Here is a 25,527-nt window from a genome sequence, read left to right as displayed (position 1 = left end):
TGGGCGGTTATGGCGACGGCCTGAAAGTGACTTCGGCCCGCGCCGGGGGGCGGTGACCCATGTCATTATTCTGGATGGGACCATGTCCTCGCTCGAACTGGGGCGAGAGACTAACGCGGGCATCGCCTATGGCCTGTGCCGCGAGATGGGCAGCGCCCTGTCGATCTATTACGAACCCGGTCTACAATGGCGTGATTGGCGCAGCGCGCGCGATGTGATCATGGGGCGCGGGATCAACCGACAGATCCGCCGCGCCTATGGCTACCTCGCCTCGCGCTACCGACCCGGGGACCGGATTTTCCTGATGGGTTATTCGCGTGGCGGCTATGCCGTGCGCTCGCTCGCCGGGGTGATCGACCGTGTGGGCCTTCTGCGTGCCGAGGTCGCGACAGAGCGTAACATCCGCGATGTCTACCGTCATTACGAGGCGCAACATCTGAGCAAGGCGGGCGAACTCTTTGCGCGGGCCAACTGCCACCCCGAGGTGGCGATCGAGGCGATCGGCGTTTGGGATACGGTCAAATCGCTGGGTCTGAACGCGCCTCTGTTCTGGCGGTTCTCGCAGCCGCTGCACATGTTCCACAACCACGATCTTAGCCGCAATGTGAAGAACGGCTTTCAGGCGCTGGCGCTGAACGAAACCCGCGTCGCCTATGCCCCGGTGATGTGGACCACGCCCGAGGGCTATGCCGGGCGGCTTGAGCAGGTCTGGTTTCCGGGCACCCACGGCGATGTCGGTGGGCAGTTGGGCGGTGATGAGGCGGCGCGGCCCTTGGCCAATATCCCACTGGTCTGGCTGTTGTCGCGGATGGAAGAAAGCGGTCTGCCGCTGCCCGACGGCTGGACCACACGCTTTGATCAAGACCCCGCTGCGCCCTCCATCGGGCGCTGGCGCGGCTATGGCAAAATGCTTGTGACCCGCCGCCGCCGTCTGGTGGGCGCGGATCCGTCAGAGCGGCTACACGAAAGCGTGGATCAGCGCCGCGCAGAGGCCGCGCCACAGCCGGGGCTTCTGGCGCGGATGCAGGGGGTGATTTCCAGCCTTTAGTCGCCCTTGCGGTCCGAAGGGTGGTTGATGCCGTCGCTATAGGGCAGCGGCTCCATCTCCCATGGCAACACCCCTTCGATCGCACCGAGGTTCACGCCGCATTCATCCGGGTTCGAGCGGCGGCGGTGGTGGGTGTAGATGCCGCAGGTCTTGCAGAAGTAGTGCTGCGCCGTATGGGTGCCCCATGTGTAAAGCGTAAGGTTTTCAGCGCCTTCCAGCACGGTCACCGTCTCGGCCAGCGCCGTCACCGTAGCGGCGGCACGGCGGCGACAGAAGGAACAGGTGCAGCGCGAGGCCGTGGCCAGACCGTGCGGGAACAGGGCTTCGATCAGCACCGCCCCACAATGGCAGGAGGCGCGGCGGGTTTCTGAGGTTTCGGTCATTTGCGTCTCACTTTCGGAATGCGGCTTTGGCTCAGGTCATAGTCGGCGGCGGCATGGGGCGGATGGCCATGGGTCTGTCGCCAAAAGGCAAAACCGCCCCGGCGCAGCCAAAGCGGGAGGGTCAGAACCAGCCCTGCGATAAACCCGCCTGCATGGGCCCAATAGGCCACGCCGCCGGTGCCCGGCGTGGCACCGATCCCGCCGATGAACTGCATGCCGAACCACAGGCCCAGCATGATCCAAGCCGGGATCGCGAAGATGCGGAAAAACACGATAAAGATCACCAGTATGTCGACCTTGGCGCGGGGGAATAGCAGCAGATAGCCCCCCATGACCCCCGCAATCGCGCCCGAGGCCCCGACCATGGGCACCCACGACAGCGGCTCCGTCACGACTTGGCCCAACCCCGCCGCGATGCCACAGGCGAGGTAGAACAGCAGATAGCGCCCGTGGCCCATCTCATCCTCGACATTGTCGCCGAAGATCCACAGAAACAGCATGTTACCGGCCAAATGCATCCAGCCGCCATGCAGAAATTGCGAAGTGATGAGGCCGAAATATCCCTCCCCGTGGGTCAACCGCGCGGGCAGCAAGGCATAGGTGTAATAGAACTCCCCCAAAGCGCGCTCGTCCGCCATCAGCGACAGATAGGACAGGAACACCCCGATGTTCACCGCCATCAGCGCATAGGTGACATAGGGCGTGCGGCCCGAGGGGTTATGATCGCGGATCGGGAACATGCGGGCCAGCCTTTGCCAAGTCTTGCACCGCGTCAAGCGGCGCGGGGATTACCGCAGTTAGCTGCGCCCGCTGGGGCATCTGTCAAGCGGTGCCGAGCAAATCCCGCGCAATTCGCTCGAAAATACCCGCGCCGATGGGGATTAGATCATCGGGAAAATCGTAATCGGGATTGTGCAACGCGGCGTAATTTTCCCCCGGCCCGAGGCAGAGCATTGCCGCCTTGGCGTCCCGTCCGAACAGGCCGAAATCCTCAGAAGCGCGCATCGGCAAGTTTCTTTGCCCGTGCGACACGCCAACTGCGTCCATCGCTGCGGCGGCGATGGCATAGGCTTCGGGGTCATTGATGGAGGCGGCGAAATGGTCGGATTCCGCGAATCCAGCTGTCAGCCCGTGGGTCTCGGCGGCGCGGGCGACCTCGGCGCGTAGAGCGTCTTCGATCTCAGCCAGTGCGTCGTCGCGGGTGCTGCGCAGGGTAGCATAGAGAAACGCTTCGCCCGGGGCCACGCCAAAGGTTGGCTCGCCCATGCGCAGGTGGGTGAGGGTAACGAGGCGAAAATTGTCATCAAGCGCCCCACCCGGGCCGAGCGCCTGCAGCGCGGGGATCAACTCGGCCAAAGCAGGCGCAGGCGATCTGCCATCTTCGGGGCTGGCGGCATGGGCGGTCTTGCCGCTGAGGGTCAGGGCGATGCCCTTGGAGGCGCAATTGATCAGGGCGGGGGCTGTATCCACATGGCCAAAGGGGCGGCCCGGTTCGACATGGATAGCAAAGGCATAATCGGCGGCGATCTCGGCGTAGGCCGGGTCGTCCACCACGGCGCGTGCGCCGCTGCCGTCTTCTTCGGCGGGTTGAAACATCAGCACGACGCGGCCGTGTGCCACGGGTTGCCGCGCGACCAATCGCCCAAGCGCCAGCAGCATGGTCATATGGCCATCGTGCCCGCAGACATGGCTTTTCCCCCGCACTTTCGAGACCCACGGAATGTCGTGCTCTTCGGGGATCGGCAGGGCGTCTAGCTCAGCGCGAAACAGCACCGTGGGGCCGGGGGTGCCGCTCTCGAAAACAGCAGCGACGCCATGCCCGCCCAAACCCGTCAGGATGCGGGTGGGGCTGAGTTTCTCTAATTCCGCCGCGATGGTCCGGGCGGTCTCAATCTCTTCGCCCGAGACCTCGGGATATTGGTGGAGCGCCCTGCGAAACTGCGTCAGGTCTTGGATGTCGCTGTTCGTCAGCATGGCGCTCCTCCGATTTCTGTCTTAGGCCATCATACCCAAGAGCTGTGCATTGCCGCCAGAGGCAGTGGTGTCAACACAGACGTGACGCTCGGCCCGGACACGCGCGGTGTCGGGCAGGCCGCGCAGCAGTGGGATGATTGCGCCGTTGCGGGCCGCGAGCGCTTGATCGATCTGCCGTGCGGTGGTGTCATCACCCCACCAGAGCACGCCGCCATAGGCTGGGCCGGTGGTCAGCGCATCGGGGTTGATCTGGCCCGAGGCCGTGACCGCGACACCGCCGAGCGCCCGCACGGCCTTGGCCTGCGCGGCCGCTGTTTCTGCCCCCGGTCCCATGCACAAAAGCGCGGGACGCGGCAGGGTCGACAGGCGGTTGCTCTCTCCGGTCGGTCCGGGCATCGATTGGGTTTCCAGCACGGTTGGCTGATGCGCGGGCAGGGCGGGGAGCTTGGTCTCTGCGCTGTCCCATGTGCCAGCAGCGTCCTGATGGTCAGGTGCCGAGAAACGCGGCAGGTAATTCGGTCCGCCCGCCTTTGGTCCGGTGCCCGAGAGTCCTTCGCCGCCAAAGGGTTGGCTGCCTACGATCGCACCGATTTGGTTGCGGTTAACGTAGATGTTGCCCGCCTCGATCCTTTCCGAGACATGCTGCACCCGGTCGTCGATCCGGGTGTGCAGACCAAAGGTGAGCCCATAGCCGGTGGCATTGATCGCGTCGATTACGGCGTCGAGTTCATGGCTTTTGAAGGTCGCCACATGCAGAACGGGGCCGAAGATTTCGCGCTTCATGTCAGCGATGCTGTTCACCCGGAGGATCGCGGGACCGACGAAAGTGCCGCCCTCGGGCGCTTTGAGGTCCGCGATGACGCGGCCTTCGGCGCGGGCGGCTTCGATATGCTCGACGATCCCTTTGCGCGCGGTGTCGTCGATAACAGGGCCGACATCGGTCGACAGATGCCACGGATCGCCCATGTTCAACGCCTGCATGGCGCCCGTGAGCATGCGGATCAGGTCTTCGGCGATGTCTTCCTGCACATAGAGGCAGCGCACGGCGGAGCAACGTTGGCCTGCCGATTGGAAGGCGCTTTCGACGATCGCCTGCACGGCTTGTTCAGGCAGGGCGGTGCTGTCGACGATCATGGCGTTCAACCCGCCAGTTTCGGCAATCAGCGGCGTGCCGGGCGCGCAATGTTCGGCCATAGCGGCGCGGATGCGCAGGGCGGTCGCGGTAGAGCCGGTGAAGGCCACGCCATTGATGCGCGGGTCCGACGTTAGTGCCGCGCCGACCTTGCCGCCACCGGGCAGCAGTTGCAGGGCGGAACGTGGCACGCCGGCCTCATGCAGCACTTCGACGGCGAGTTTGGCGATCAGCGGCGTTTGCTCAGCCGGTTTGGCCAGCACGGCATTGCCAGCCGCCAGCGCCGCTGTGACCTGCCCGCAGAAGATCGCCAGCGGGAAGTTCCACGGGGAGATGCAGGTGAAGATGCCCGCGGGCGGGGTATTGGTGGCTTGGCCCGCGTAGTAGCGCAGGAAGTCCACCGCCTCGCGCAACTCGGCCACGCAGTCGGGCAGACCTTTGCCAGCTTCGCGGGCGAGGATGGCGAAGATCTCGCCGTAGCGGTCCTCAAGCATATCGGCTGCGCGGAGCAGGGTTGCGCGGCGGGTGTCCAGCGGCGCGTCCCATGCGGCGGCATTGTCGAGTGCCGTGGCGACATCGGCCTCGGAGGCAGGCTGCACCGTGCCGGGGGAAGTGCCGCCGGTCGGGTTGCTGACAGTCTCTTCGGCCTCGGGGTTGACGTCGCCTGCAAGGATCGGCGCGGCGGTCCATGAGGCATCCGCAAAGGGGGCGCGAGCCTCTTCGATGGCGGCAAGCGTCGGGGTGTGGGCCAGATCGAAACCCCGCGCATTGGCGCGTTGCGGCTGGAACACGTCCGGGCCTTTCGGGATCGTCGGCGCGCTGTCTTGCAATTGGTCAAACGGGTCGGCGGCCACCACTTCGGGCGGCACGTTTTCGTCAACGATCTGATTCACGAAGCTGGAGTTCGCGCCGTTCTCAAGCAAACGCCGCACCAGATAGGCCAGCAGGTCGCGGTGCGCGCCGACGGGGGCGTAGATGCGGCAGCGGGTGCCGTGTTTCTCCATCACGATGTCATGCAGGGTCTCGCCCATGCCGTGCAGGCGTTGGAACTCATAGGCCTCGGGGTCGTCGGCCATATGCAGCACGGCGGCGACGGTATGGGCGTTGTGCGTGGCAAACTGCGGGTAGATGCGGTCGGTCATGTTCAGCAGTTTGCGGGCGCTGGCGATATAGCTCACATCGGTGGCGGCCTTGCGGGTGAAGACCGGGAAACCGTCGATGCCTTCGACTTGCGCCTGCTTGATTTCGGTGTCCCAATAGGCGCCTTTCACCAGACGGACCATGATGCGCCGATCATGGCGGGTGGCCATGTCGTAGAGCGTGTCAATTACCGTGCCCGCGCGGGGGCCATAGGCCTGTACCACGACGCCGAAACCGTCCCATCCGGCCAAGGCTGGCTCGCCCATCACGGTGTCGATGACTTCGAGCGACAGCGCCAGACGGTCGGCTTCTTCGGCGTCGATGTTAAGGCCCATGCCCGCAGATTTCGCCAGCAGCGCCAGCGCCCGCAGACGCGGCACCAGATCGCGCATCACCGCCTTTTCCTGCGCCAATTCATAGCGCGGGTGCAGGGCCGAGAGCTTGACCGAGATGCCGGGGTTCTTGCGGATATCGTCATGGGTGCAGGCATCGGCAATGGCCGAGATCGCGCGGGAATAGCTGAGGTGGTAGCGTTTGGCGTCTGCCTCGGTCCGGGCCGCTTCGCCCAGCATGTCGTAGCTGTAGGTGAAGCCCTTTTTTTCCATGCCCTTCGCGCGTTTCATCGCGGCGTGGATGTCTTCGCCCAGAACAAACTGGCGGCCCATCTCGCGCATGGCGCGGCTGACGGCGGTACGGATCACCGGCTCGCCCAGACGTTTGATCGCGGCGCGCAGGTGGCGCACCGGGCCGGGTTGGTCGTCATCTAGCACGCGACCCGTCAGCATCAGCGCCCATGTGGAGGCGTTCACGAGGCTGGAGGTCGAATGGCCCATGTGGCGGCCCCAGTCCGAAGGGGCGATTTTGTCTTCGATCAGCGCGTCGATGGTCTCGGCATCCGGGACCCGCAGCAACGCCTCGGCAAGACACATCAGCGCCACACCTTCGTCGGTGCTGAGACCGTATTCAGCGAGGAAGACTTCCATCATCCCCGGCGCGGAGGTGCCGCGAATGTCACGGACAAGACCCGCCGCATTGGCAGTGATCTCGGCGCGATCTTCGGCAGAAAGATTGGCCTGTGCCTTGAGCTCGGTCAGCAGCGCATCCGGGTCGGCATAGGTGCGCGCGTCGATGGTTTGGCGAAGGGCGGGGGCGTGATCGAGGGGCATGGCAAGCTCCAGTTGATGTTTGACCCAGAATACCCGATGATCGGCGGGATATTCGACTGAAGATTGACCATACTTCAGTCGATCTGACCGAAGTATGGGGCAATCACATGGCAAATGAACTTTTTGATCTGGACCGGTTTGACAGCGCGATTCTATCGGTGTTGGCCGAGGATGGCCGCATCAGCATCACCGACCTTGCCCGCCGCATCGGCCTGTCGAAATCCCCCACCCAAGCGCGCCTGCGCCGGTTGGAGGAAAGCGGCGTGATCCTCGGCTACCGCGCGCTTTTGGATCCGATCCGGTTGGGGCTCGACCATGTGGCCTTTGTCGAGGTCCGGTTGAACGACACGCGCGAGGCGGCACTGCGGGCCTTCAACGTCGCCGTCGCCAAGGTGCCAGAGATCGAACAGGCGCATATGATCGCAAGCCATTTCGACTACCTGATCAAGGTTCGCACACGGAACATGTCGGAATATCGGCGCTTTCTGGGGGAGGTTATTTCGACCCTGCCGCATGTGGCCAGCACCTCGACCTATGTGGCGATGGAGGCGGTGAAAGAAACCATGCTGGCCGATACGGCCTAAACCGTGGGCCGGGGCATTCCCCCATTTACACCGCCCGCGCGATGCTTATTGTGCGCCCCGATGCGGGCGTGATGGAATGGTAGACATACCAGACTTAAAATCTGTTGGGGCGTAGCCCCGTGTGGGTTCGAGTCCCACCGCCCGCACCACCTTTTTCAAAGACTTGGCTTGCTTGGGCCAGCGTCGCAGGTTCCGCCATCTGCGTGGCGCCGGGGATGAAAACGGTAAAGATCGTGCCTTGGCCAAGCGTGCTTTTGACCGTGATGTCGCCGCCATGTGCAAGCGCCAGTTTCTTGCAGATTGCCAGCCCCAGACCTGTGCCGCCTTCGGCGCGGTCGTCGGCGTCTTCGATCTGGGTGAAGGCTTCGAAAATGCGGTCGAAGTCCTGCGCGGCGATGCCGACGCCATTGTCTTCAACCTCAAAAACGAACCCGCCTGCATGCGGGCGGGCGCGTAGGTGTATGTCGCGCGCCTTGGAGAATTTCAGCGCATTGCCGACGATATGGCCGAGCAGCTGCAGGCTGCGTCGGCGGTCGGCGGTAACGGTGAGCGGGGGGGTGTCGATATGCAGCCTGGCCGTCTTGTCATGCGCCGCCCCATGGTGCTGCTCGACCACTTCCTCCAACAATATGCGCGTATCAAAGGGGGTTTTGTCCAGCGCGAGGTCGTTCAATTCCATATTTGTGTAATCGAGGATGTCGTTGATAATGGTCAGCAATTGCCCGCCCGCAAATTTGATGCGCTGACCGTAGAGTTCCGCCTGATCGCCCATCTTGGTGAAATGCTCTGATGCCGGTTTCTCCTCCGGTTCGAGCTTGGCAAGGTTGTGACGCTTGAGTTCCGACAGGAAGCTGGCGTAGCCGATGACGATGGTCAGCGGGGTGCGCAATTCGTGGCTGAGAACGCTCATAAATTCCGATTTCGCGCGGCTGGCGCTTTCGGCGGCATCGCGGGCCTGACGCAGTTCCTCGACGCTTTCGTTGCGGGTCCGGTTTTCAACCACATAGCTGAAAAGCGCGGCCAGCGCGATGATGGCGGCGGTTCCGGCGATGATCAGCGCGATGAGCCGGTATTCGACAGGATTGGCATAGAGAGGCTGCGCGGCGAGCGGCGTCACCTGAAAGGCGGCCATCCCGGTGAAATGCAATAGGATAATGGCCAAGGCCAAGAGCCCGGTCATCCACAACACGCTGCCCTTTCCACCACGGCCGGCGGCCCCGAGCGCAAGGGTAGCGAGGGTCACCGCAATGATCACAGAGGCGGCCAGATAGCCCATGTCCCATTGGATGGTGCCCTGCACACGGTAGGCGATCATGCCGGTGTAATGCATGGCCGAGATTGCCAAGCCGAAGATCGTCCCCCCCAAAACCGTGGCGCGGCGCGATTTTAACAGACCCGCGATGACGACACCCAAGATCGATCCAACGATGGCGATGATCAGGGACAGGAAAGTCAGGGAGAAATGGAAGGTTGCTGGCGCGTCGAGCTGATAGGCGAGGATCGCGATGAAATGGGTGCACCAGATCGTGACCCCGGCGGTCATCGCGGTCAAATAGCACCAGATCATTGCCTGTGCGCGCGGCTGCTCAAGCACATGCTGATAAAGCCGCGACACCACCCAGCTGCCAAAGATACAAAGCAGCGCCGCCAGCAGCACGAGTCCGAGGTCGTGATCTTGATGAATACTGTGGGCGACCCGGAACATCTTAATCCTATCAAATACTAAGATTTAGTTAATTGCTGGCCGAATAGGGCTAAAATAAGGCCCCCGCAAGTTCACACTGTGCTTCTGTTTTAACCCGCTCTTAAGGGCATGGCGTTAAGTCTCAGCCATGATCGGTATTGCGTCGGGCTGAGGAAAAGGCGGGGGTATGGTAGATTTAAACGAGCGGGTGAAACCATCTAACCCTTTGCGTCAATTTGTTTTTCGGCTGCGGCGCCGCGTTGGGCAGCTGACTGGGCGGGCGCGGCAGCGTCGTGCGTTTGGACGAGGAAGGCAGTGCGAAAACAGGCAGGTTTTCCGCAAGGACTCGGCTGGTTCAGCGGCGCCGCTTACCTTGGGGCAATTCCCGCTTATCTCCATCGTTTTCGCGGCAGAGCGGCACATGTTTAGGCACAACCAAGATGGCGTCGCAGGCGGGGCGGCGCCCAAGGCGCGGCGCTGCGGGGGGCTTTTCCCCACTTTCTGTCACGCGGCGCTGACGGGGGCTGAAGGTGCGCGCATCCTTTCCAACGTCAACGTCAACGTCGATATGACTGAGATCGAAGTGGACTTTGCGCCGGACGGGCGCGTGCGCCACGCGAATGAAGCGGCCTGCGGCGTCACCTACGGGCTGGGGGATTGTCTGAACGGGCAGCATATCTACGATCTTTTTGGCCCAAGGATTTGCGATGGGGCTGAGATCCGCGAACTTTGGACGCAGGTCCTGCGGGGGCAGTGTCCGCAGGGGCGTTTTCAGATGCATCCGGGAGAGGACACAGCCCGGATCGTCGACGGACAGTTCAGCGCGGCGTGCGGCCCTGATGGGCGGGTTCAAACCATCCGGTTTCGGGGCGTGGAAGCCGCGGCGAACGATGTGGGACCGGTGCGCGCGTTGGGGAAGGGGGCTTCGCGGCGCGCCATGGGCAGCTAGCCGCGAATGCCCATCAGCGCATAAAGAAACAGCGGCGACTTACGCGGCGCCGCTGATCTGTCGGTTTCTATCAATCCCGCTTGCCGGCGAAGCGTTTGGCCCAGCTTTCGCGGTCCTCATCGCTGATCTTGGCAAAAAGCACCTCGGGCACGTCAAAGCCATGACCGGGGGCTAGTTTGCCCAAGGCCGCTGGCACATCATCGGGCCAAGGCATGTCTTCGACCTTCATCGCCTCGAGCATCGAGGCCGAAGCCGCAGGGATGAATGGGGCCGATAGCACCGCATAGAGCGGGATCAGGTTCAGCGCCAGCCGCACCTGCGCCGCCGCTTTGTCGGGGTCCGTCTTGAAGGTGGTCCAGGGCGCTTGGGCCTGCAGGTATTCGTTGCCTGCCGCCCAGATACCGCGCAGTTCGGCGGCGGATTTGCGGACTTCCATCGCCTCCATCAGCGTCTCGTAACGCGCGACGCGGGCGGTGATGTCTTCGATCAAGGCGTGCTCCGCCGCACCGTATTCCCCGGCCTCCGGCACGGCTTCGCCGAATTTGGAGCGGCAGAATTTGGTGATGCGGCTGACGAAGTTGCCCAGCACGTCTGCCAAATCTTTGTTCACCGAGGCTTGGAAGTTTTCCCATGTAAATTCGGCATCCGAAGTCTCGGGCGCGTGGCTGAGCAGCCACCAGCGCCAATAATCCGCGGGCAGGATCTCCAACGCCTGATCCATGAAGACCCCGCGCCCGCGCGAGGTGGAGAACTGGCCGCCGTCATAATTCAAGTAGTTGAAGGATTTGATGTAATCCACCAGCTTCCACGGCTCGCCCGAGCCCTTGATCGTGGCCGGAAAGCTGAGCGTGTGGAAGGGCACGTTGTCCTTGCCCATGAACTGGGTATAGCGCACGTCATCCGCGCCCTTGTCGGTGCGCCACCAGCTTTCCCAGTCCGACCCTTTGCCCGTATCGACCCATTCCTGCGCGCAGGCGATATATTCGATCGGCGCGTCGAACCAGACGTAGAAGACCTTGCCCTCCATGCCCGGCCAATCCTGATCGCCGCGTTTGACCGGCACGCCCCAGCTCAGGTCGCGGGTAATGCCGCGGTCTTGCAGCCCGTCGCCGTCATGCAGCCATTTCTTGGCGATGGAGGTGGTCAGCACGGGCCAATCGGTCTTGGAGTTAATCCAATCGTCCAGCTCATCCTTCAGCTTGCTCTGGCGCAGGAACAGATGCTTGGTCTCGCGCATCTCAAGATCAGTCGCGCCCGAGATGGTAGAGCGCGGGTTGATCAGGTCTTCGGGGTCGAGCTGCTTGGTGCAGTTGTCACATTGATCGCCGCGCGCGTCCTCAAACCCGCAGTTGGGGCAGGTGCCTTCGACATAGCGGTCGGGCAAGAAGCGGCCATCGGTGGGGGAATAAATCTGGCGCTGCGAAACTTCTTCGATCAGCCCCTGATCCGCCAGTGCGCCTGCGAAATGCTGTGTCAGCTTGCGGTTTTGCGGGCTGGAAGAACGGCCAAAGTGGTCGAACGACAGGCCAAAGCCTTCGGCGATGCGGGCCTGTGTTTCATACATCTCGGCGCAGTATTCTTCGACCGGTTTGCCCGCCTTGGCGGCGGCGAGTTCGGCGGGGGTGCCGTGTTCGTCGGTGGCGCAGAGGAACAGAACATCCTGCCCCCGGCCACGCTGGTAGCGCGCGTAAAGGTCCGCAGGCAGTTGGCTGCCCACAAGGTTACCCAGATGTTTGATCCCGTTGATATAGGGGATGGCGGAGGTGATGAGGTGGCGTGTCATATCAATATTCCCGGTGCTTGGCGCAGCCTTATCGCAAGGGCTGCGCTGTTGCCAGCAAAAGACGGGAATAGTCTAGTTCCGGTCCCGTGTACGGCCTAAGAGCCGCCCGATGAGGAAGGTGGTGCGCGGGGCATAAACGTAGGGCGTGCGGTCGGTCCGTGTGGGGCGGGCGCGCATCCGGGCTAGGCCAAAGACCACCAGCACCCCATGCGCCGCCGCGATCATCGCGAACAACGCCGATGCACCGAAACCGTCGATCAGCACAGAGGCAAGGTAGGGCGCGCCGATGGCGCCCACGGCGAAAAAGAACATCAAGGCGGCAGACAGTTCGACACGCTCGTCAGAGCTTGCGAAATCATGGGCATGGGCGGCAGAGACGGAATAGATCGGGAATGTCGTGGCCCCGAAGAGCCCTGCCGAAAGCATGATCCCCGCCGTGCCATATCCCGCGCCCATCACCGTGACAGCACAGCCGCCCATCGCAGCGACCGACAGCCAGATCAAAACCCAGCGGCGGTCGTATTTATCGGCCAGCATCCCCATCGGATATTGCGCCAGCGCGCCGCCCAAGACGAAGGCGGCGAGGAACCATGCGATCTGTGTGGCGCTAAGCCCCACCTCTTGCCCGTAGATCGGCCCGACCATCCGGAACGACGCGCTAGAGACCGCCGCTACCACAACACCCGCCGCCGCCAAAGGCGAACGGTCAAAGGCGAGGCGCGGGCGCAGCCTTGGTTGGTTGGGCGTCTCGGGTGGGCGGACTTTGGTCAGCGTCAGGGGCAACAGTGCGGCACAGCAGCCTATGGCGAGCAGATTATACGAGACATATGACGCCGGGGCGAGCACGCCGACGATCAGTTGTGCGGCGAGCGAACCGCTCATGTCGACCACCCGGTAAACCCCCATGGTGCGCCCGCGCGTCTCATTGGTGACCTTGGCCTGCATCCACGCCTCGATCACCGTATAGCAGCCCGCCACGCACATGCCTGAAGCCACCCGCATCAGCCCCCATGCGTAGGGGTCCACTACCATCATATGCGCCATCAACCCGATCGACCCGGCGGCGGTGAAGGCGGCAAAGGCCCGGCTGTGGCCGACGCTGCCCATCAAACGCGGTGCCCACCAGCAGCCGATGAAAAACCCCAGAAAATGCGCCGAGCCGAGCATACCGATTTCCTGACGGCTAAACCCAAGCTGCACGCCAGAAAGCACATCAATTGGCCCCACACCCCCGGTGGAGAGTTGCAAAAGGATGACCGAGAAAAAGAGGGCGGCGAAGGAAATGAGCAGGCGCATGAGGGCACATTGCGTCCATTGCTGCCCGAACGGAAGCGCGAATGCGCCGGGTCCGCATTTTTGCCGGGACCGTGGGATTGGCGCTTGGCAATTGCCCTTGCGAAGGCCGGGCAGGCGGCTAGGTTGCGGGCAAATCACAAGCGAGGACCACAAGATGAAGATGAACAAGCTCGGCTCAAGCGATATCGAGGTCTCGCATTTCTGTCTGGGCTCCATGACATGGGGCACCCAGAACACCGCCGAAGAGGGCCACGCGCAGATCGACCGCGCGCTCGACGCCGGGATCAACTTCATGGACACGGCCGAGATGTATCCGGTGAACCTGATCAGCGCCGAGACGGTGGGCCGGACAGAAGAGATCATCGGCCAGTGGTTTGCCCGCGACAAGCGCCGCGATGAGGTTGTCTTGGCCAGCAAACACTCCGGCGAGGGGATGCAACATGCCCGCAATGGTGCTCCGATTTCATCCGACACGATCCCCGGTGCCATCGAAGGCTCGCTGAAGCGGTTGCGGACGGATTATATCGACCTGTACCAATTTCACTGGCCCAACCGCGGTAGCTATATGTTCCGCAAGAATTGGACCTTTGACCCGTCCGGTCAGAACCGGGCCGAGACCATTGCTCATATGGAAGACGCCCTCGGCGCGCTCCAGAGCGAGGTCGAGCGCGGCACGATCCGCGCCTTTGGTCTGAGCAACGAAAGCGCTTGGGGGCTGACGCAATGGGCTGCCGTGGCCGAGCGTTCGGGCGGGCCGCGCCCGATCTCGGTGCAGAACGAATATTCGCTGATGTGCCGTTTGGCGGATACGGATGTGTCGGAAACATGTGTGAACGAACAGATCGACATGCTGTCTTTCTCACCCCTCGCCGCAGGGTTGCTGACCGGGAAATATCAGGGTGGCAAAGTGCCCGCTGGATCGCGTCTGTCGCTGAACGAAGACCTGGGCGGCCGCGTCACACCCCGCGCCTTTGAGGCGGTTGCCGCCTACCTTGATGTGGCGCAGAAACATGGGCTCGACCCGGTGCAGATGGCGCTGGCATGGTGCGCGACGCGGCCCTTCATGGGCTCGGTGATCTTTGGCGCGACCAGCCTAGAGCAGCTTGATGTGGCGCTCGGCGGGTCCGACCTGACCCTGAGCGATGAGGTGATGGCCGACCTTGATGCGGCGCATAAATCCCATCCGATGCCCTATTGATGGGCCGTTTCGCATCTTCTGGGGCGCGCCGTGTCGCTGTGCTTATGCTGCTCGGCGCACTGGCCGCCTGCAACCGCAGCGCACCGCCGCCCGCGCAGACCGGCTTTCGCAATGCCGAGGCGCTGATCGGGGCCACCAGCCGCTATGACGCGGCGCAGTTTGGCGGCGATTGGCAGGTCCGGGCGGCCTTTCCCAAAGATGCCAATCTGCGCGCAGTGACCTTTTCGCCGCAGGGGCCAACGCTGATCGAGCACCGCCAATCCTGTAATGCGGCTGGGGTCTGCACCGACCGCCGTGATCTTTGGGCGCTGAGCGAAGAGGGCCCGGCGCGCTATACCATGCGCGCCGCCGTGGGTGGGGCCGAGCGCGCATTCTGGGTGCTTTGGGTCGATGAGGGGTTCCGCACCGCCGTCATCGGCAGCCCCGAAGGGGGGTACGGCTGGATTCTTGACCGTCGGGCGACAGGCGGCGAAGACCGGATCACCGCGGCGCAAGAGATTTTAGATTTCAACGGCTACGACCTCAGCGCCTTGCAAATGAGGCGCTGACCACGACGGCGCTGGCACTGCCGCCCGGCTTCGGCCTATAGGCTGTTATGGACAGTATTTTCGCGCCCGATCTGTGGATCCTCGTCACCCTTGCCGCCGCCACGTTTCAAACCGGGCGCTTCATGCTGCAAAAGCATTTGGCGACCGATACGCTGTCGGCGGGCGGGGCGACGTTTTCGCGGTTTCTCTACTCCGCGCCCTTCATCGCGCTGCTGCTGCCGCTCTATCTGGGCCTTAGCGGGCAGGCGCTGCCCGCGCTAGGGCCGGGGTTCTGGCTTTATGGATTGATGGGCGGCACGGCGCAGATCATGGCAACGGTCTGCGTGGTGCTTTTGTTCAAGCAGCGCAATTTTGCTGTGGGCATCACCTTTAAGAAGACCGAAGTGATCCAGACCGTGCTGATGGGCTGGATCGTGCTGGGCGAAGGTGTCTCTGGCGCGGGGTTCGCGGCCATTGCACTTGGGGTTGTTGGCCTGCTGCTTCTGTCCGGCGGGGCCGAGGCCAAGGGGCTGCGGTTGGCCGATCTGCGCAACCGCGCGGCGGGGCTGGGGATCGCTTCGGGGTTTTTGTTCGCCATTTCGGCGGTCTGCTATCGCGGCGCGTCATTGGCCGTGGTCTCTGACGATCCGCTGCTGCGCGCGGGCGTGACGCTGGCGGCGGTGGTGCTGATGCAGACGCTGATCATGGCTGTCTGGCTGCGGCAGCGCGAACCGGGACAGATGCGCCGGGTTTGGGCGGCGCGGCGGGTGGCGGTCTGGATTGGGCTGACCTCGATGGGTGGCTCGCTGTGCTGGTTCATCGCCTTCACCCTGCAAAACGCGGCCTATGTGAAGGCTTTGGGGCAGGTGGAGCTGATGCTGAGCATCGCCGCCTCGACCCTCTTCTTCCGCGAAAGGATCTCGCGCCGGGAATGGGCGGGGATGGCCGTGCTGGCGCTGTCGATCCTGGCGCTGGTGATGGCGACTTAGCCCGTCATCGGGCGGCCATGGAGACGCAGGAACAGGCTCTCTTCGTCGTTGTTTTTGAAAAACGGGACCGAGGCGGGCGGATTGGTATCGCGTGCGCGGGCGGCGACTTCGGCCAGCACGACCTCGGTGATGAAGGGCATGTCAAACGACCGCGCCCGGCTGAGCGGCACCCATTGCAGATGCGAAAGCTCATCACAGGCGGCATCGAAATCATCCGGATCGCTGGCGATGTCTTCGGCGTCGACCAAAAAGAACCGCGCATCAAAGCGGCGCGGACGGCCCGGAGGTGTCAGTGCGCGAAACACGAATTGCAGGGCAGAGGCGTCGGGCAGATGGCCAGTGGCGGCGAAGGTTTTCCAATCGGCGGGCACGTCGCCCTCCCACGCGCCCTTGCGGCCCAGCACCAGCCCGGTTTCCTCCCACAACTCACGGATGGCCGCGACGGCGATGGCATGTGCCAAGGACGGTTCTGCATCGTCGCAGAGCCTGCCGTGACAGAGTTCATTCACCGGGGCGGCCAGCGGCACGCGCGCATCGGCTGCGTCCACCGCTCCACCGGGAAAAACGAACTTATTGGGCATGAATGCCGCCTTGGCCCCACGTTGCCCCATCAGGATATGCGGGGTCACATGGCGGTCGCGCAGCACGATCACCGTGGCGGCGTTGCGGATTTTGGTCTTGTCGATGGTCATGCGGCGATGCTCCGGCGGTCAGGGGCCGAAGGGCGGGCCGCGCTAGGTGGTGCCGCCGAAGCCGCCCATCCTTTTGGCCCATTGAAAGCCGATCATGGCCCCCTTCAGTCTGGGCAGAAGGTAGAGGGACAGCGCCGTGCAGCCAACCGCAAAAATGGTGAACAGGGTCAAAGGCTCGGGCCGCCAGACCACAAAGGCGATGTGCAGCCCCGGTGCCAGCAGGTGACCGACGAGCAGAATGGTCAGATAGGCCGGGCCGTCATCGGCGCGGTGGTGGTGGAACTCTTGGCGGCAGACGGCGCAGTCGTCATTCACCTTAAGATAGCCGCGCAACAACTGCCCGCCCCCGCAAGAGGGGCATTTGCCGCGCCAACCGCGCAGCATGGCGGGCAGGCGGGGCCGCTCTTCGCCGTCTTGGGTCTCTACGGTGTCGGGAGAGAGTTGCTGTGTCTGTGACATGGAAGCGATCCTTTGGTTGAGGGGTAGATGCAACCTGAGGCATGAAATGAAAAGCCCCGAGGCTGCCGTTGCGGCGCCATGTCGCGCAGGCTGGGGCTGTGGCGCATTTCTGAAAAAAGTTCGGAAACCTGCGACGGAAGTTCCAGCGGCATCCGTTTGACCCTGTGATCGCGGCGCAAAAGCGTGAGACGGTCTTTAAAAAACGAGGAGTATCAAGATGACCATTCGTACAAACATGAAGATCGCAGCCCTCAGCGGATTGTTGGCCATCGGTGCCGTCGCCGCCACCGCGCAGCAAAGCGGGCAGGACCGGTTCCAGCAGCTTGACGCTGACGGCAACGGTGAGATCACACAGGCAGAGTTTCAGGCCCATGCCGAGGCGCGTTTTGCCGAGGTTGACGCCGATGGCGACGGTTTCGTGACTGGCGAAGAACTGAAAGCCGCAGGCGATGCGCGCCGGGCCGAGCGTTCGGCCAAGATGCTGGAGCGCTTCGACACCGACGGCAACGGCAGCCTCGACGCCTCTGAGTTGGAAGCCATGGGTGACAAGCGCGGCGACAAACGTGACGGCAAAAAGGATGGCAAGCGCGGTGACAAAGGCGGCGAGCGCATGATCGAGCGTATGGACACCAATGACGACGGCAAGCTGTCGATGGAAGAAATGACGCAGCGCCACGACCCCGCCAAGATGTTCGAGCGTCTGGACAAGGACGAGAACGGCAGCATCAGCGCCGAAGAGTTCGAAGCGGCCAAGAAAATGCATGGCAAGCGGCACGGCAAGGGCCACAAGATGGACCATGACAAGCCGCAGCGCGACTAATTGATGCGCCGGGCGCGCTTGATCATGGCGCGCCCGGGCCTTAGCGATGGACGGGATGCAGGATTTGTCCGACGAGCACCACGATGCGGATGCCGAGTTGTTGCAGCGCTACGCCAGCGGCGATGCGGCAGCGGCGCGGCTGTTGACGGCCCGGCTGGTGCCGCGCATTCACGGCCATGCGCTGCGGGTGCTCGGCGACCGTGCCGAGGCAGAGGATGTGGCCCAAGAAGCGATGCTGCGGCTGTGGCGTCAGGCGCCAAAGTGGCGCGCAGGTGAGGCCAAGGTCACCACATGGCTTTATCGCGTCGTGGCCAACCTTTGCACTGACCGTCTGCGCCGTCGTGGCGCGGGGGCGGCAGGGCTTGATGACGTGGCCGAGCCGGTCGATCCGACGCCGGGTGCCGCACAGAAGATGCAGCAGGCCGCCCGTGTGGATGCGCTGCAACAGGCGCTGGCCAGCCTGCCCGACCGGCAGCGTCAGGCGGTGGTGCTGCGCCACATTGACGGTATGGCAAACCCCGAAATTGCCGAAGTCTTGGGCATTGGGGTCGAAGCGGTGGAGAGCCTGACCGCACGGGGCAAACGGGCGTTGGCCGCGCAGCTATCTGCGCAACGGGACGCATTGGGGTTTGAAAATGAATGACTTTGACGACGCATTAAGTGATGGGGCATTGAGTGACGCCGCACTGGAAAATTTCTTTGCCGCAGCCCGGGCCAATCCGCCACAGGTCTCTGCCGATCTGCAAGCGCGGGTTCTGGCCGATGCCGAAGCGCATATGCCCAAAGCAGCGCGCCAGCCGTGGCACCAAGCACTTTGGCATCTTTTGGGCGGTGCGGCGGGGCTAAGCGGTCTTGCCACTGCCGCGGCGGTTGGGGTTTGGGTCGGCGTCGCCCCGCCCGAGGGCATGCCGGATCTCGCCGGGCAATTCGTCTCTGGCACATGGACGGCCGAGACATTGGACACGGGCGAAGCCGATACAGGCACCGAACTGGGTGGTTTTGGCTGGGACATGGAGGAAAGTTGAGATGACACAGGTTCCCACACCACGGCGCAGGCGACTGACGCGCTTGGCGCTTGGTCTGTCGCTGGCGCTGAACGTGATGATCCTCGGCGCGCTTGGCGGGGCGATGTGGCGTCATGGCGGGCCGGGGCCGCGCGGCGATGGCGATCTGCCGGGGCTGCGCAGCTATGCTTCGCCCTATGTGCAGGCGCTGCCGCCCGAAGCGCGGCGCGATCTGCACGGCAAGATGCGCAGCAGCGGCAAGGCGCATCACCTCGACCGGGCGGCACGGCGCGCGCTTTATGACGAGATGCTTGCCGCGCTGCGGGCAGAGCCGTTTCAGGCGGATGTGGCCGCAGCGGTGCTCGCCGCGCAAGGAGAGGCGGCGGCCAGTGTTCAAACCGTGGCCCATAACGCATGGCTGGCCGAGGTCAGCGCGATGGATACCGTCGCCCGCAAGGCCTATGCCGACAAGCTGCAAGAGCGGTTGCAAGCCGGGCGCGCCCGCAAAAAGGACAAGCGCGAGAGCAAGGCTGAGCGTTAATCGGGCAGGGCGCCCCCGGGCGCGCGGTCTTGCCCTTTGCGGGGCGGCGGGCTAGGCCGAGGGCGAATGAAATCGGCAGGCGGCGGCAGGCGTGCGGCCCCATTGCCCCTCAGAAAGCCCGGCCGATGACCGATACCCCCCAGACGATGCACAGCGGCGCGGAAACCGTGCTGGCCAGGGCCAAAGCCTCTCCCGCGCGGCGCGGGGTGGGGCTTTTGTCGCTGGCGGGGCTGGGGCTGTTGCTGATCTATTCCGCGCTCACCCGTTCGCCCGATCCGGGGTGGCAGATCGCGCTGGCGCTGGTGGGGCTGGGCTTCATCGGCATTGCCGAATTGATGCGCCGCTCAACCGCCAGCGGCGTGGAACTCACCAATAAGGCGCTGCGCGATGCCGATGGCCGGGTGATCGTCCGCATCGACGAAATCGCCCGCATTGATCAGGGGGCTTTCGCGGTCAAACCCTCAAACGGTTTCCTGCTCAAGACCAACCGCCGCGTGGCGCGGGGCTGGCGCTTGGGCCTGTGGTGGAGCCTTGGCCGCCGTATTGGTGTTGGTGGCATGACCCCGGCCAACGAGACCAAGCTGATCGCCGAGATCATCCGCGCCAAACTGGCCGAGCGTGACGCGGCTTAACCGTCTGACCAGACCGTGCGCGGCGCATAGCGCGGACGGGTGAAGACGAAGTTATAGATATCGCGGCGCTCGAGCCCGGTTTTGAACAGTGGCTCGAAATCGCGCCATGTCTCGACCAAGGTGACACGTTCGTTGTTGGGCATCACCGGCAGCTTGTCATGCCAATCGCGCACGTCATCGCTGGTCAGAGGGGTGGGGGTGCCGCGCACCTGCGACCAATCCGTATGGTAGCGGTTGTTGGCCTCATCATACCAAATTGAGCTGACCCGCATGTCGGTTTGCCCTGCGCCACGGGTGAGATATTCGAAAAGTTGCTGCATTCCTTGCAGGTAGTCTGGGTCAATCGCCTGCGTCTCCCGCGAGATGGCATCGCCCACGGTATAGGCCGCCGTCTGGTTGAGGTTGTACATGCGGAAGGTGTCAAAGGTCGAATACATGGCCAGATAGGCCCAGAACATCAACGGCAGCATGATCACCGTTTCAACGGCGATCGAGCCGTCTTCGCGCCTTTTGAACCGGGCCAGCAGAGAGATGAGCGCACGCATCAGTTCGGCTCCTGTACGAAGGCCGCGCTGGAGACCATGGAAACACGGCCCGCGCCGTCTTTCTGAAGGGCATAGCCAAGGCCGGTGGTCGGAAAGAAGGGTTTGAACCGGGCACAGGCGCGCAGCAGCATCAACTGATGCTCCACCCCGAGGGTCCAGCCGCGCACCGGTTTGGGGTCTTCGGAGGTGTCGACGCAATCGGGTGACTGATCGAAAGTCGCAAAATTGCGCGGATCCACTTGGATCATCTCAAGACGCAGGACTTCGCTGCAGTCTTCCAAGTAGATCGCGGATTCACAGATTTTGTCCTTGATGGTCTGATGCGTCATCGGCGTGTTGGTGTTTAGCCGGACATAGCGCACCGTCATGTCCAAGCCCCGATCAAGGAGCATGTGGCGGATGGCGTAAAAGCTCATTTCGACCGACATAAGCAGACAGCCAAACAGCAGCGGCGACAGGATGGCGAATTCTATCAGCATCGCCGATCCGTCCTCATCGCCGCGAAACCGACGCCATGCTTTGATGCTGCGTTGTATCATTGCGTCAGCCTCAACTGGTTGATTTGGCGGGCGATGGCCTCAAAGGCGCTGACGATCTCGACCCCTTCGACGCGGAAGAAATGGCTGTCGGAAGAGGCGCAGTTTTTCATGACCGACGCGCCATGGTCGGTCACCTCAAAGCCGATCGACCAGATCACGATGCCCTTGGCCTTTGCCGCGTCGCATATGTTGTCCAGCAGGGCGTCGGCCCGCGAGGCGGTGTATTTGGTGTAATACCAGCGGTATTGCTCGCTTGAGCGGACATTGCGGTTGAGCCACCAATAAAAGGGGTAATCGCTCCAGTGGCGGTAGTGGTCTATGTTGGCATAGACCTGCGGGTTGATCCGGCGGGTGGTCACGTTCACGCCGTCGGTCATCAGGATCACTGTCTTAAGCGTCTCGATATCATCATAGGCCGCCGGGCGATCTTGAAATGCAGCCTCGCCGCCGATGGCCTGATTGATCGCCCGGAAGGACGGGTCAAGCAGGGCCACGCCCCATTTCATCCCCAGATGGATGGCGGTGTTCGCGCGGGGCTGGAAATTTGAGATACGGGCCTTCAGCGCGGCGGCGTTCTGCGAAAAGGCGGCCACCTCTTCATAGCTTTGTTTCGGGCAGCCGGGGTTGTAGATGTTGTCATAGCGCCCGGTGTTCTCGCTGTCATAGCCGTTCCAGCTATATCCCGCCTCGAAGTGCTGCATATGCTCATAGCTGCGGGTCTGGCTGATGGCGGTGAGATCAAATTCGCTGTCGTCAAAGTCGACGCAGTGCGAAAAGGAGTGCAGTTGGGTGACGTTCAGCTCATTCATGATGTCCTGCCCGACGTTCACCTGCGCGGTATAGGGCACCACCGAGATTGAGATCAGATCGGCGTTCTCGGGTTTGATCACCGTGTCGATGAAGGCATCGCTAGTGTTCTCCACCTGACAGGAGATTCCCATCGGCAACGTGATGTGCCATATTTGAGGCATGAGACGCCATGACATCTGCCTTTACCTTGGCCCCGCCGACCGTACTGAGCTTCAAGCCCTGATCAGCAACCGCAACACTGCGCGCAAGCTTGTCTGGCGGGCCGAGATCGTCCTGGCCACAGCGGACGGTCATGGCACGTTCGAGATTATGCGACGCGCGGGCACGTCGAAACCCACGGTCTGGCGCTGGCAGCAGCGGTATCTCGATGAGGGCGTGGCCGGTCTCAAGCGTGACAAGACGCGACCCTCGCGGGTGCCGCCTTTGCCCGTGGAAACAAGGCTGAAGGTGATCGCCAAGACGGTGCAGGAAACCCCGCCCAATGCAACGCACTGGAGCCGCGCGCTAATGGCCGAAGCCATGGGCATCTCGCCGTCGAGCGTCGGCCGCATCTGGGCAGAAGCTGGCTTGAAGCCGCATCTCACGAAGGGGTTCAAGGTCTCGAACGACCCAAAGTTCGAGGAGAAGGTCACCGATATCGTCGGGCTCTACCTCGACCCGCCAGACCGTGCCGTGGTGCTCTGCGTCGATGAGAAATCCCAGATCCAGGCGCTGGATCGCACCCAGCCCGGACTGCCGCTCAAGAAGGGCCGTGCCGCGACCGTAACGCACGATTACAAACGCCATGGCACGACCACGCTGTTTGCTGCGCTGGATGTGAAATCAGGCACCGTCATTGGCGATTGCATGCCACGCCATCGTGCGCAGGAGTTCCTGAAATTCCTCCGACAGATCGACAAGGCTGTGCCCACGCGGCGCGATGTGCATCTGGTGCTCGACAACTACGCCACCCACAAGACGCCTGAGGTAAAGGCCTGGCTCGAAAAGCATCCGCGCTTCAAGCTGCACTTCACGCCCACCAGCGCGTCATGGCTGAACCTGGTGGAGCGCTTCTTTGCCGAGATCACATCAAGGCGCATCCGGCGCGGCAGCTATTCCAGCGTCGATGATCTTGAGGCCGCGATCTACGACTATCTGGCCCACCACAACGAGAAGCCAAGGCCCTTCAAATGGACCAAAACCGCAGAGGATATCCTCACCCGGGAACGTCGCGCGCTGGACAAGCTCGATGAAACTCGCGGAAACAGGTAGGAAGTGTCAGACTCAGAGCACTAGCATCGTGCAGGTTGGCCATCTTGCCGTTCTCCCGCATCGAGCCGGAGATATCGAGCACCATGGAAATCTCGACCTTGCTGACCTTCTCCTCGGCCTGAGATTTGGCGGGCACCCGCAGGCTGTCTTGGCCGAATTTGCTCATGAACATGGTGTTCAGGGTATGGGAGGCATCGACCGTGACGCGGCGGTAGTTTAGCCCTTCTTCGACCGTGACGCTTGAGACATATTCGGCCAGCCCTGCCTTGTCGAAATAGTCGCGGGCCACAGCTTCGGGGCTGAGCGTCTGATCAAGGTCAGCTGCCGCCAGTACGGCGCGGTCGGCCACGGCCTGCACCCGAGAGCGTTCACGTTCATGGCGCATCAGGTCCACCCCGACACCGCCCAAAAGGATCATCAAAAGGATCATCAGAATGGCGAAAAGCGTGACCAACCCGTCTTCTTCCCGCGCAAAACGCCGAAGCAGCGCGGGCAGGGGCCGCGGGGAACGTTCCGAACTGTGAGATGTCTTGCGCATCGTCATCAACCTTTCTTCCTGTGGCGTCCTGCGGGCACCAAAGGGAATGGGCGGCATTTGCCTTGCCCTTGTTGTGCTGCGGGAAAGTGTCCAGAGTTTGGCGCATCTGGGGCAATAGACAGCGTTCCGGGCAGGTTTTCATGGAAATGGCCCACCTAGCACTGGCTGATTTCCACCGAACGGGGAGGGCGTGTTTCCCGGCCCTACCCACGGTTGATAAAGTTTTGCAAATCGCGCTGAATTAGGTCGCACCCCGTCATGAGGCGTCCTACGGTGCGGCAGCATGCCCCTAGGGCAGCCAGATGAGTCGCGCCCCGCAACAGAGGTAACGCGGCCAGACAAGAAGAGGAGAGACCGATGAATCCAGCCAATGAGCCGAGTTTCCGCGACAGTGTGGACCTGATGTTCAACCGCGCGGTCGCGCTGATGGATTTGCCACCCGGTCTTGAAGAGAAAATCCGCGTTTGTAACGCCACCTACACGGTGCGTTTCGGCGTCCGCCTGCGGGGCCGTATGCATACTTTCACCGGCTACCGCTCGGTGCATTCGGAACATATGGAGCCCGTAAAGGGCGGCATCCGCTACTCCATGGCCGTGAACCAGAACGAGGTCGAAGCGCTGGCGGCGCTGATGACCTATAAATGCGCCTTGGTCGAAGCGCCCTTTGGCGGGTCCAAGGGCGGGCTTTGCATTGATCCGCGCGACTACGACGAGCATGAGCTAGAGTTGATCACCCGGCGTTTTGCCTATGAGCTGATCAAACGCGACATGATTAACCCCGCGCAGAACGTGCCCGCCCCCGACATGGGCACTGGCGAGCGTGAGATGGCGTGGATCGCGGATCAGTACAAACGCATGAACACCACCGACATCAACGGTGTCGCCTGTGTCACCGGCAAGCCGATCAACGCGGGTGGCATCCAAGGCCGGACCGAGGCGACGGGCCGGGGCGTGCAATATGCCTTGCAAGCCTTCTTCCGTGATCCCGAGGGGCTGAAGAAAGCCGGTCTGAGCGGTAAGCTTGAGGGCAAGCGGGTCATCATTCAGGGTCTCGGCAATGTGGGCTATCACGCCGCCAAGTTCCTGAGCGAAGAGGATGGCGCAAAGATCACCGCGATCATCGAACGCGATGGCGCGCTGCACAGCGAAGACGGGCTGAACGTCGAAGCCGTGCACAAGTGGATCGAAAAGCACGGCAGCATCAAAGGCTACGCTGATGCGAAGTTTGAGGAAGATGGCGCCAAGTTTTTGGAAGCAGAATGCGATATCTTGATCCCTGCCGCGCTTGAAGGTGTCATCAACCTCAGCAATGCCGAGCGTATCCAAGCGCCGCTGATCATCGAGGCCGCCAACGGCCCTGTGACCGCCGGGGCGGATGAGGTGCTGCGCAAAAAGGGCACGGTTATCGTGCCGGATATGTATGCCAACGCGGGCGGTGTGACGGTCTCGTACTTCGAGTGGGTCAAGAACCTTAGCCACATCCGCTTTGGCCGTATGCAGCGCCGCGCCGAGGAATCGCGTCACCAACTGGTGGTGGACGAGCTTGAGCGGCTGAGCGCGGATAAGGAACTGGGTTGGACGCTGAGCCCGAACTTCAAAGAGAAGTACCTGCGCGGTGCGGGGGAGTTGGAGCTGGTCCGCTCCGGTCTCGATGACACGATGCGCACGGCCTATGAAGCGATGGCCAATGTCTGGCACAGCCGCGACGATGTCGACGATCTGCGCACGGCGGCCTATCTCGTCTCGATCGAAAAGGTCGCGGCGAGCTATCACGCCAAGGGGCTTTGAGGGGGCGTATTTCCCCTTAAGTGAACGAAAAAGGGGCGCAGTGCGCCCCTTTTTG

Annotated in this window: 25 protein-coding genes, 1 tRNA gene and 1 pseudogene; 14 read left to right on the top strand and 13 right to left on the bottom strand. The window is 62.7% G+C overall.

Features of this window, described 5'->3' with window-relative positions:
- The first annotated feature begins 52 nt into the window (after positions 1-52).
- The gene (locus T8A63_RS12575; RefSeq protein ID WP_322344000.1) at positions 53-1,048 is read left to right on the top strand and encodes a DUF2235 domain-containing protein; all 996 of its coding nucleotides are present in this window, start codon (positions 53-55) and stop codon (positions 1,046-1,048) included.
- Here the strand turns inward: T8A63_RS12575 and T8A63_RS12570 are convergent.
- The 4 genes from T8A63_RS12570 to putA all read right to left on the bottom strand — a co-directional run bounded on the left by T8A63_RS12570 (position 1,045) and on the right by putA (position 6,843).
- The gene (locus T8A63_RS12570) at positions 1,045-1,431 is read right to left on the bottom strand and encodes a GFA family protein (RefSeq protein WP_300056140.1); all 387 of its coding nucleotides are present in this window, start codon (positions 1,429-1,431) and stop codon (positions 1,045-1,047) included. The two genes, T8A63_RS12575 and T8A63_RS12570, sit on opposite strands and share 4 nt — an antisense overlap.
- Positions 1,428-2,171, bottom strand: coding sequence for a rhomboid family intramembrane serine protease (locus tag T8A63_RS12565; protein WP_322343999.1), 744 nt, complete (start codon positions 2,169-2,171; stop codon positions 1,428-1,430). Before T8A63_RS12565 ends, T8A63_RS12570 begins: the two co-directional genes overlap by 4 nt.
- Positions 2,172-2,253: 82 nt before the next feature.
- The gene (locus T8A63_RS12560) at positions 2,254-3,405 is read right to left on the bottom strand and encodes an amidohydrolase (RefSeq protein WP_322343998.1); all 1,152 of its coding nucleotides are present in this window, start codon (positions 3,403-3,405) and stop codon (positions 2,254-2,256) included.
- A gap of 21 nt (positions 3,406-3,426) precedes the next feature.
- Positions 3,427-6,843, bottom strand: a complete 3,417-nt coding sequence (putA, locus tag T8A63_RS12555; protein ID WP_322343997.1) for a bifunctional proline dehydrogenase/L-glutamate gamma-semialdehyde dehydrogenase PutA — start codon at positions 6,841-6,843, stop codon at positions 3,427-3,429.
- Between the two features lie 107 nt (positions 6,844-6,950).
- Here putA and T8A63_RS12550 point away from each other — a divergent pair, with 107 nt between their 5' ends.
- Together T8A63_RS12550 and T8A63_RS12545 are read left to right on the top strand one after the other, a co-directional pair.
- Positions 6,951-7,427, top strand: a complete 477-nt coding sequence (locus T8A63_RS12550) for an Lrp/AsnC family transcriptional regulator (RefSeq protein ID WP_067939519.1) — start codon at positions 6,951-6,953, stop codon at positions 7,425-7,427.
- A 62-nt stretch (positions 7,428-7,489) separates the two neighbouring features.
- Positions 7,490-7,576: transfer RNA gene (locus tag T8A63_RS12545), tRNA-Leu, on the top strand.
- A 122-nt stretch (positions 7,577-7,698) separates the two neighbouring features.
- On the opposite strand, the pseudogene T8A63_RS12540 reads toward T8A63_RS12545, so the two are convergent.
- Positions 7,699-8,970, bottom strand: a pseudogene (locus T8A63_RS12540) (MHYT domain-containing protein); the annotation flags it as partial.
- A 562-nt stretch (positions 8,971-9,532) separates the two neighbouring features.
- On the opposite strand from T8A63_RS12540, the gene T8A63_RS12535 reads away from it, so the two are divergent.
- Entirely contained in the window at positions 9,533-10,060 is a 528-nt protein-coding gene (locus tag T8A63_RS12535) for a PAS domain-containing protein (RefSeq protein ID WP_322343996.1), read from the top strand.
- Positions 10,061-10,130: 70 nt separating this feature from the next.
- Here the strand turns inward: T8A63_RS12535 and metG are convergent, their stop codons facing one another.
- Together metG and T8A63_RS12525 are read right to left on the bottom strand one after the other, a co-directional pair.
- A complete protein-coding gene (metG, locus tag T8A63_RS12530) occupies positions 10,131-11,843 on the bottom strand; it encodes a methionine--tRNA ligase (RefSeq protein ID WP_322343995.1) in 1,713 nt (570 codons plus the stop codon).
- A 72-nt stretch (positions 11,844-11,915) separates the two neighbouring features.
- Entirely contained in the window at positions 11,916-13,139 is a 1,224-nt protein-coding gene (locus T8A63_RS12525; protein WP_067937828.1) for an MFS transporter, read from the bottom strand.
- Between the two features lie 154 nt (positions 13,140-13,293).
- Here T8A63_RS12525 and T8A63_RS12520 point away from each other — a divergent pair, with 154 nt between their 5' ends.
- The 3 genes from T8A63_RS12520 to T8A63_RS12510 are packed head-to-tail and all read left to right on the top strand — an operon-like array spanning position 13,294 to position 15,853.
- Positions 13,294-14,337: an aldo/keto reductase gene (locus tag T8A63_RS12520; RefSeq protein ID WP_322343994.1), complete on the top strand. Its 1,044-nt coding sequence runs from the start codon at positions 13,294-13,296 to the stop codon at positions 14,335-14,337.
- Positions 14,337-14,885, top strand: a complete 549-nt coding sequence (locus tag T8A63_RS12515) for a lipocalin family protein (protein ID WP_322343993.1) — start codon at positions 14,337-14,339, stop codon at positions 14,883-14,885. Before T8A63_RS12520 ends, T8A63_RS12515 begins: the two co-directional genes overlap by 1 nt.
- A gap of 47 nt (positions 14,886-14,932) precedes the next feature.
- Positions 14,933-15,853: a DMT family transporter gene (locus T8A63_RS12510; protein ID WP_322343992.1), complete on the top strand. Its 921-nt coding sequence runs from the start codon at positions 14,933-14,935 to the stop codon at positions 15,851-15,853.
- Here the strand turns inward: T8A63_RS12510 and T8A63_RS12505 are convergent.
- Together T8A63_RS12505 and T8A63_RS12500 are read right to left on the bottom strand one after the other, a co-directional pair.
- A complete protein-coding gene (locus T8A63_RS12505) occupies positions 15,850-16,545 on the bottom strand; it encodes an NUDIX hydrolase (RefSeq protein WP_322343991.1) in 696 nt (231 codons plus the stop codon). The two genes, T8A63_RS12510 and T8A63_RS12505, sit on opposite strands and share 4 nt — an antisense overlap.
- A 42-nt stretch (positions 16,546-16,587) precedes the next feature.
- Entirely contained in the window at positions 16,588-17,004 is a 417-nt protein-coding gene (locus T8A63_RS12500; RefSeq protein ID WP_322343990.1) for a DUF983 domain-containing protein, read from the bottom strand.
- Between the two features lie 217 nt (positions 17,005-17,221).
- On the opposite strand from T8A63_RS12500, the gene T8A63_RS12495 reads away from it, so the two are divergent.
- The 5 genes from T8A63_RS12495 (at position 17,222) to T8A63_RS12475 (ending at position 20,001) form a co-directional block, all read left to right on the top strand.
- Positions 17,222-17,824, top strand: a complete 603-nt coding sequence (locus T8A63_RS12495; protein ID WP_300056114.1) for an EF-hand domain-containing protein — start codon at positions 17,222-17,224, stop codon at positions 17,822-17,824.
- Between the two features lie 55 nt (positions 17,825-17,879).
- Positions 17,880-18,467, top strand: a complete 588-nt coding sequence (locus tag T8A63_RS12490; protein ID WP_322343989.1) for an RNA polymerase sigma factor — start codon at positions 17,880-17,882, stop codon at positions 18,465-18,467.
- On the top strand, positions 18,460-18,849 hold the full coding sequence (locus T8A63_RS12485; protein WP_300056111.1) for a hypothetical protein: 390 nt from the start codon (positions 18,460-18,462) through the stop codon (positions 18,847-18,849). Before T8A63_RS12490 ends, T8A63_RS12485 begins: the two co-directional genes overlap by 8 nt.
- A 1-nt stretch (position 18,850) precedes the next feature.
- Positions 18,851-19,369: a periplasmic heavy metal sensor gene (locus tag T8A63_RS12480; protein ID WP_322343988.1), complete on the top strand. Its 519-nt coding sequence runs from the start codon at positions 18,851-18,853 to the stop codon at positions 19,367-19,369.
- 125 nt (positions 19,370-19,494) lie between these two features.
- Positions 19,495-20,001 (top strand): hypothetical protein, encoded by a 507-nt coding sequence (locus T8A63_RS12475; RefSeq protein ID WP_322343987.1) that lies wholly within the window; start codon positions 19,495-19,497, stop codon positions 19,999-20,001.
- Here the strand turns inward: T8A63_RS12475 and T8A63_RS12470 are convergent.
- The 3 genes from T8A63_RS12470 to T8A63_RS12460 are packed head-to-tail and all read right to left on the bottom strand — an operon-like array spanning position 19,998 to position 22,071.
- Positions 19,998-20,546 carry a TadE/TadG family type IV pilus assembly protein gene (locus T8A63_RS12470; protein ID WP_322343986.1) on the bottom strand — a complete coding sequence of 183 codons (549 nt, stop codon included), beginning with the start codon at positions 20,544-20,546 and terminating at the stop codon, positions 19,998-20,000. The two genes, T8A63_RS12475 and T8A63_RS12470, sit on opposite strands and share 4 nt — an antisense overlap.
- Positions 20,546-21,085: a TadE/TadG family type IV pilus assembly protein gene (locus tag T8A63_RS12465; RefSeq protein WP_067937899.1), complete on the bottom strand. Its 540-nt coding sequence runs from the start codon at positions 21,083-21,085 to the stop codon at positions 20,546-20,548. The genes T8A63_RS12470 and T8A63_RS12465 overlap by 1 nt, the downstream gene beginning before the upstream one ends.
- Complete coding sequence (locus T8A63_RS12460) at positions 21,082-22,071, bottom strand: hypothetical protein (protein ID WP_322343985.1); 990 nt, start codon at positions 22,069-22,071, stop codon at positions 21,082-21,084. The genes T8A63_RS12465 and T8A63_RS12460 overlap by 4 nt, the downstream gene beginning before the upstream one ends.
- Here T8A63_RS12460 and T8A63_RS12455 point away from each other — a divergent pair.
- Positions 22,055-23,146 (top strand): IS630 family transposase, encoded by a 1,092-nt coding sequence (locus T8A63_RS12455; protein ID WP_067931132.1) that lies wholly within the window; start codon positions 22,055-22,057, stop codon positions 23,144-23,146. The two genes, T8A63_RS12460 and T8A63_RS12455, sit on opposite strands and share 17 nt — an antisense overlap.
- On the opposite strand, the gene T8A63_RS12450 is transcribed toward T8A63_RS12455, so the two are convergent.
- Entirely contained in the window at positions 23,091-23,684 is a 594-nt protein-coding gene (locus T8A63_RS12450; RefSeq protein WP_322343984.1) for a Tad domain-containing protein, read from the bottom strand. The genes T8A63_RS12455 and T8A63_RS12450 overlap by 56 nt on opposite strands.
- Positions 23,685-24,041: 357 nt before the next feature.
- Between T8A63_RS12450 and T8A63_RS12445 the strand changes: the two genes are divergently transcribed.
- A complete protein-coding gene (locus T8A63_RS12445) occupies positions 24,042-25,472 on the top strand; it encodes a Glu/Leu/Phe/Val dehydrogenase (RefSeq protein WP_322343983.1) in 1,431 nt (476 codons plus the stop codon).
- Positions 25,473-25,527: the final 55 nt, after the last annotated feature.

The organism is Sulfitobacter sp. OXR-159, from assembly GCF_034377145.1.
GTDB lineage: Bacteria > Pseudomonadota > Alphaproteobacteria > Rhodobacterales > Rhodobacteraceae > Sulfitobacter.
Note: the sequence above shows the minus strand (reverse complement) of the source record. Positions and strands in the feature narration are given on the sequence as shown.

Excerpts from the sequence above, each read along its gene's own strand:
- T8A63_RS12570 (WP_300056140.1), bottom strand. The coding sequence starts at position 1,431 with ATGACCGAAACCTCAGAAACCCGCCGCGCCTCCTGCCATTGTGGGGCG.
- T8A63_RS12565 (WP_322343999.1), bottom strand. The coding sequence starts at position 2,171 with ATGTTCCCGATCCGCGATCATAACCCCTCGGGCCGCACGCCCTATGTC.
- T8A63_RS12560 (WP_322343998.1), bottom strand. The coding sequence starts at position 3,405 with ATGCTGACGAACAGCGACATCCAAGACCTGACGCAGTTTCGCAGGGCG.
- putA (WP_322343997.1), bottom strand. The coding sequence starts at position 6,843 with ATGCCCCTCGATCACGCCCCCGCCCTTCGCCAAACCATCGACGCGCGC.
- T8A63_RS12550 (WP_067939519.1), top strand. The coding sequence starts at position 6,951 with ATGGCAAATGAACTTTTTGATCTGGACCGGTTTGACAGCGCGATTCTA.
- T8A63_RS12535 (WP_322343996.1), top strand. The coding sequence starts at position 9,533 with ATGTTTAGGCACAACCAAGATGGCGTCGCAGGCGGGGCGGCGCCCAAG.
- metG (WP_322343995.1), bottom strand. The coding sequence starts at position 11,843 with ATGACACGCCACCTCATCACCTCCGCCATCCCCTATATCAACGGGATC.
- T8A63_RS12525 (WP_067937828.1), bottom strand. The coding sequence starts at position 13,139 with ATGCGCCTGCTCATTTCCTTCGCCGCCCTCTTTTTCTCGGTCATCCTT.
- T8A63_RS12520 (WP_322343994.1), top strand. The coding sequence starts at position 13,294 with ATGAAGATGAACAAGCTCGGCTCAAGCGATATCGAGGTCTCGCATTTC.
- T8A63_RS12515 (WP_322343993.1), top strand. The coding sequence starts at position 14,337 with ATGGGCCGTTTCGCATCTTCTGGGGCGCGCCGTGTCGCTGTGCTTATG.
- T8A63_RS12510 (WP_322343992.1), top strand. The coding sequence starts at position 14,933 with ATGGACAGTATTTTCGCGCCCGATCTGTGGATCCTCGTCACCCTTGCC.
- T8A63_RS12505 (WP_322343991.1), bottom strand. The coding sequence starts at position 16,545 with ATGACCATCGACAAGACCAAAATCCGCAACGCCGCCACGGTGATCGTG.
- T8A63_RS12500 (WP_322343990.1), bottom strand. The coding sequence starts at position 17,004 with ATGTCACAGACACAGCAACTCTCTCCCGACACCGTAGAGACCCAAGAC.
- T8A63_RS12495 (WP_300056114.1), top strand. The coding sequence starts at position 17,222 with ATGACCATTCGTACAAACATGAAGATCGCAGCCCTCAGCGGATTGTTG.
- T8A63_RS12490 (WP_322343989.1), top strand. The coding sequence starts at position 17,880 with ATGCAGGATTTGTCCGACGAGCACCACGATGCGGATGCCGAGTTGTTG.
- T8A63_RS12485 (WP_300056111.1), top strand. The coding sequence starts at position 18,460 with ATGAATGACTTTGACGACGCATTAAGTGATGGGGCATTGAGTGACGCC.
- T8A63_RS12480 (WP_322343988.1), top strand. The coding sequence starts at position 18,851 with ATGACACAGGTTCCCACACCACGGCGCAGGCGACTGACGCGCTTGGCG.
- T8A63_RS12475 (WP_322343987.1), top strand. The coding sequence starts at position 19,495 with ATGACCGATACCCCCCAGACGATGCACAGCGGCGCGGAAACCGTGCTG.
- T8A63_RS12470 (WP_322343986.1), bottom strand. The coding sequence starts at position 20,546 with ATGCGTGCGCTCATCTCTCTGCTGGCCCGGTTCAAAAGGCGCGAAGAC.
- T8A63_RS12465 (WP_067937899.1), bottom strand. The coding sequence starts at position 21,085 with ATGATACAACGCAGCATCAAAGCATGGCGTCGGTTTCGCGGCGATGAG.
- T8A63_RS12455 (WP_067931132.1), top strand. The coding sequence starts at position 22,055 with ATGAGACGCCATGACATCTGCCTTTACCTTGGCCCCGCCGACCGTACT.
- T8A63_RS12460 (WP_322343985.1), bottom strand. The coding sequence starts at position 22,071 with ATGTCATGGCGTCTCATGCCTCAAATATGGCACATCACGTTGCCGATG.
- T8A63_RS12450 (WP_322343984.1), bottom strand. The coding sequence starts at position 23,684 with ATGCGCAAGACATCTCACAGTTCGGAACGTTCCCCGCGGCCCCTGCCC.
- T8A63_RS12445 (WP_322343983.1), top strand. The coding sequence starts at position 24,042 with ATGAATCCAGCCAATGAGCCGAGTTTCCGCGACAGTGTGGACCTGATG.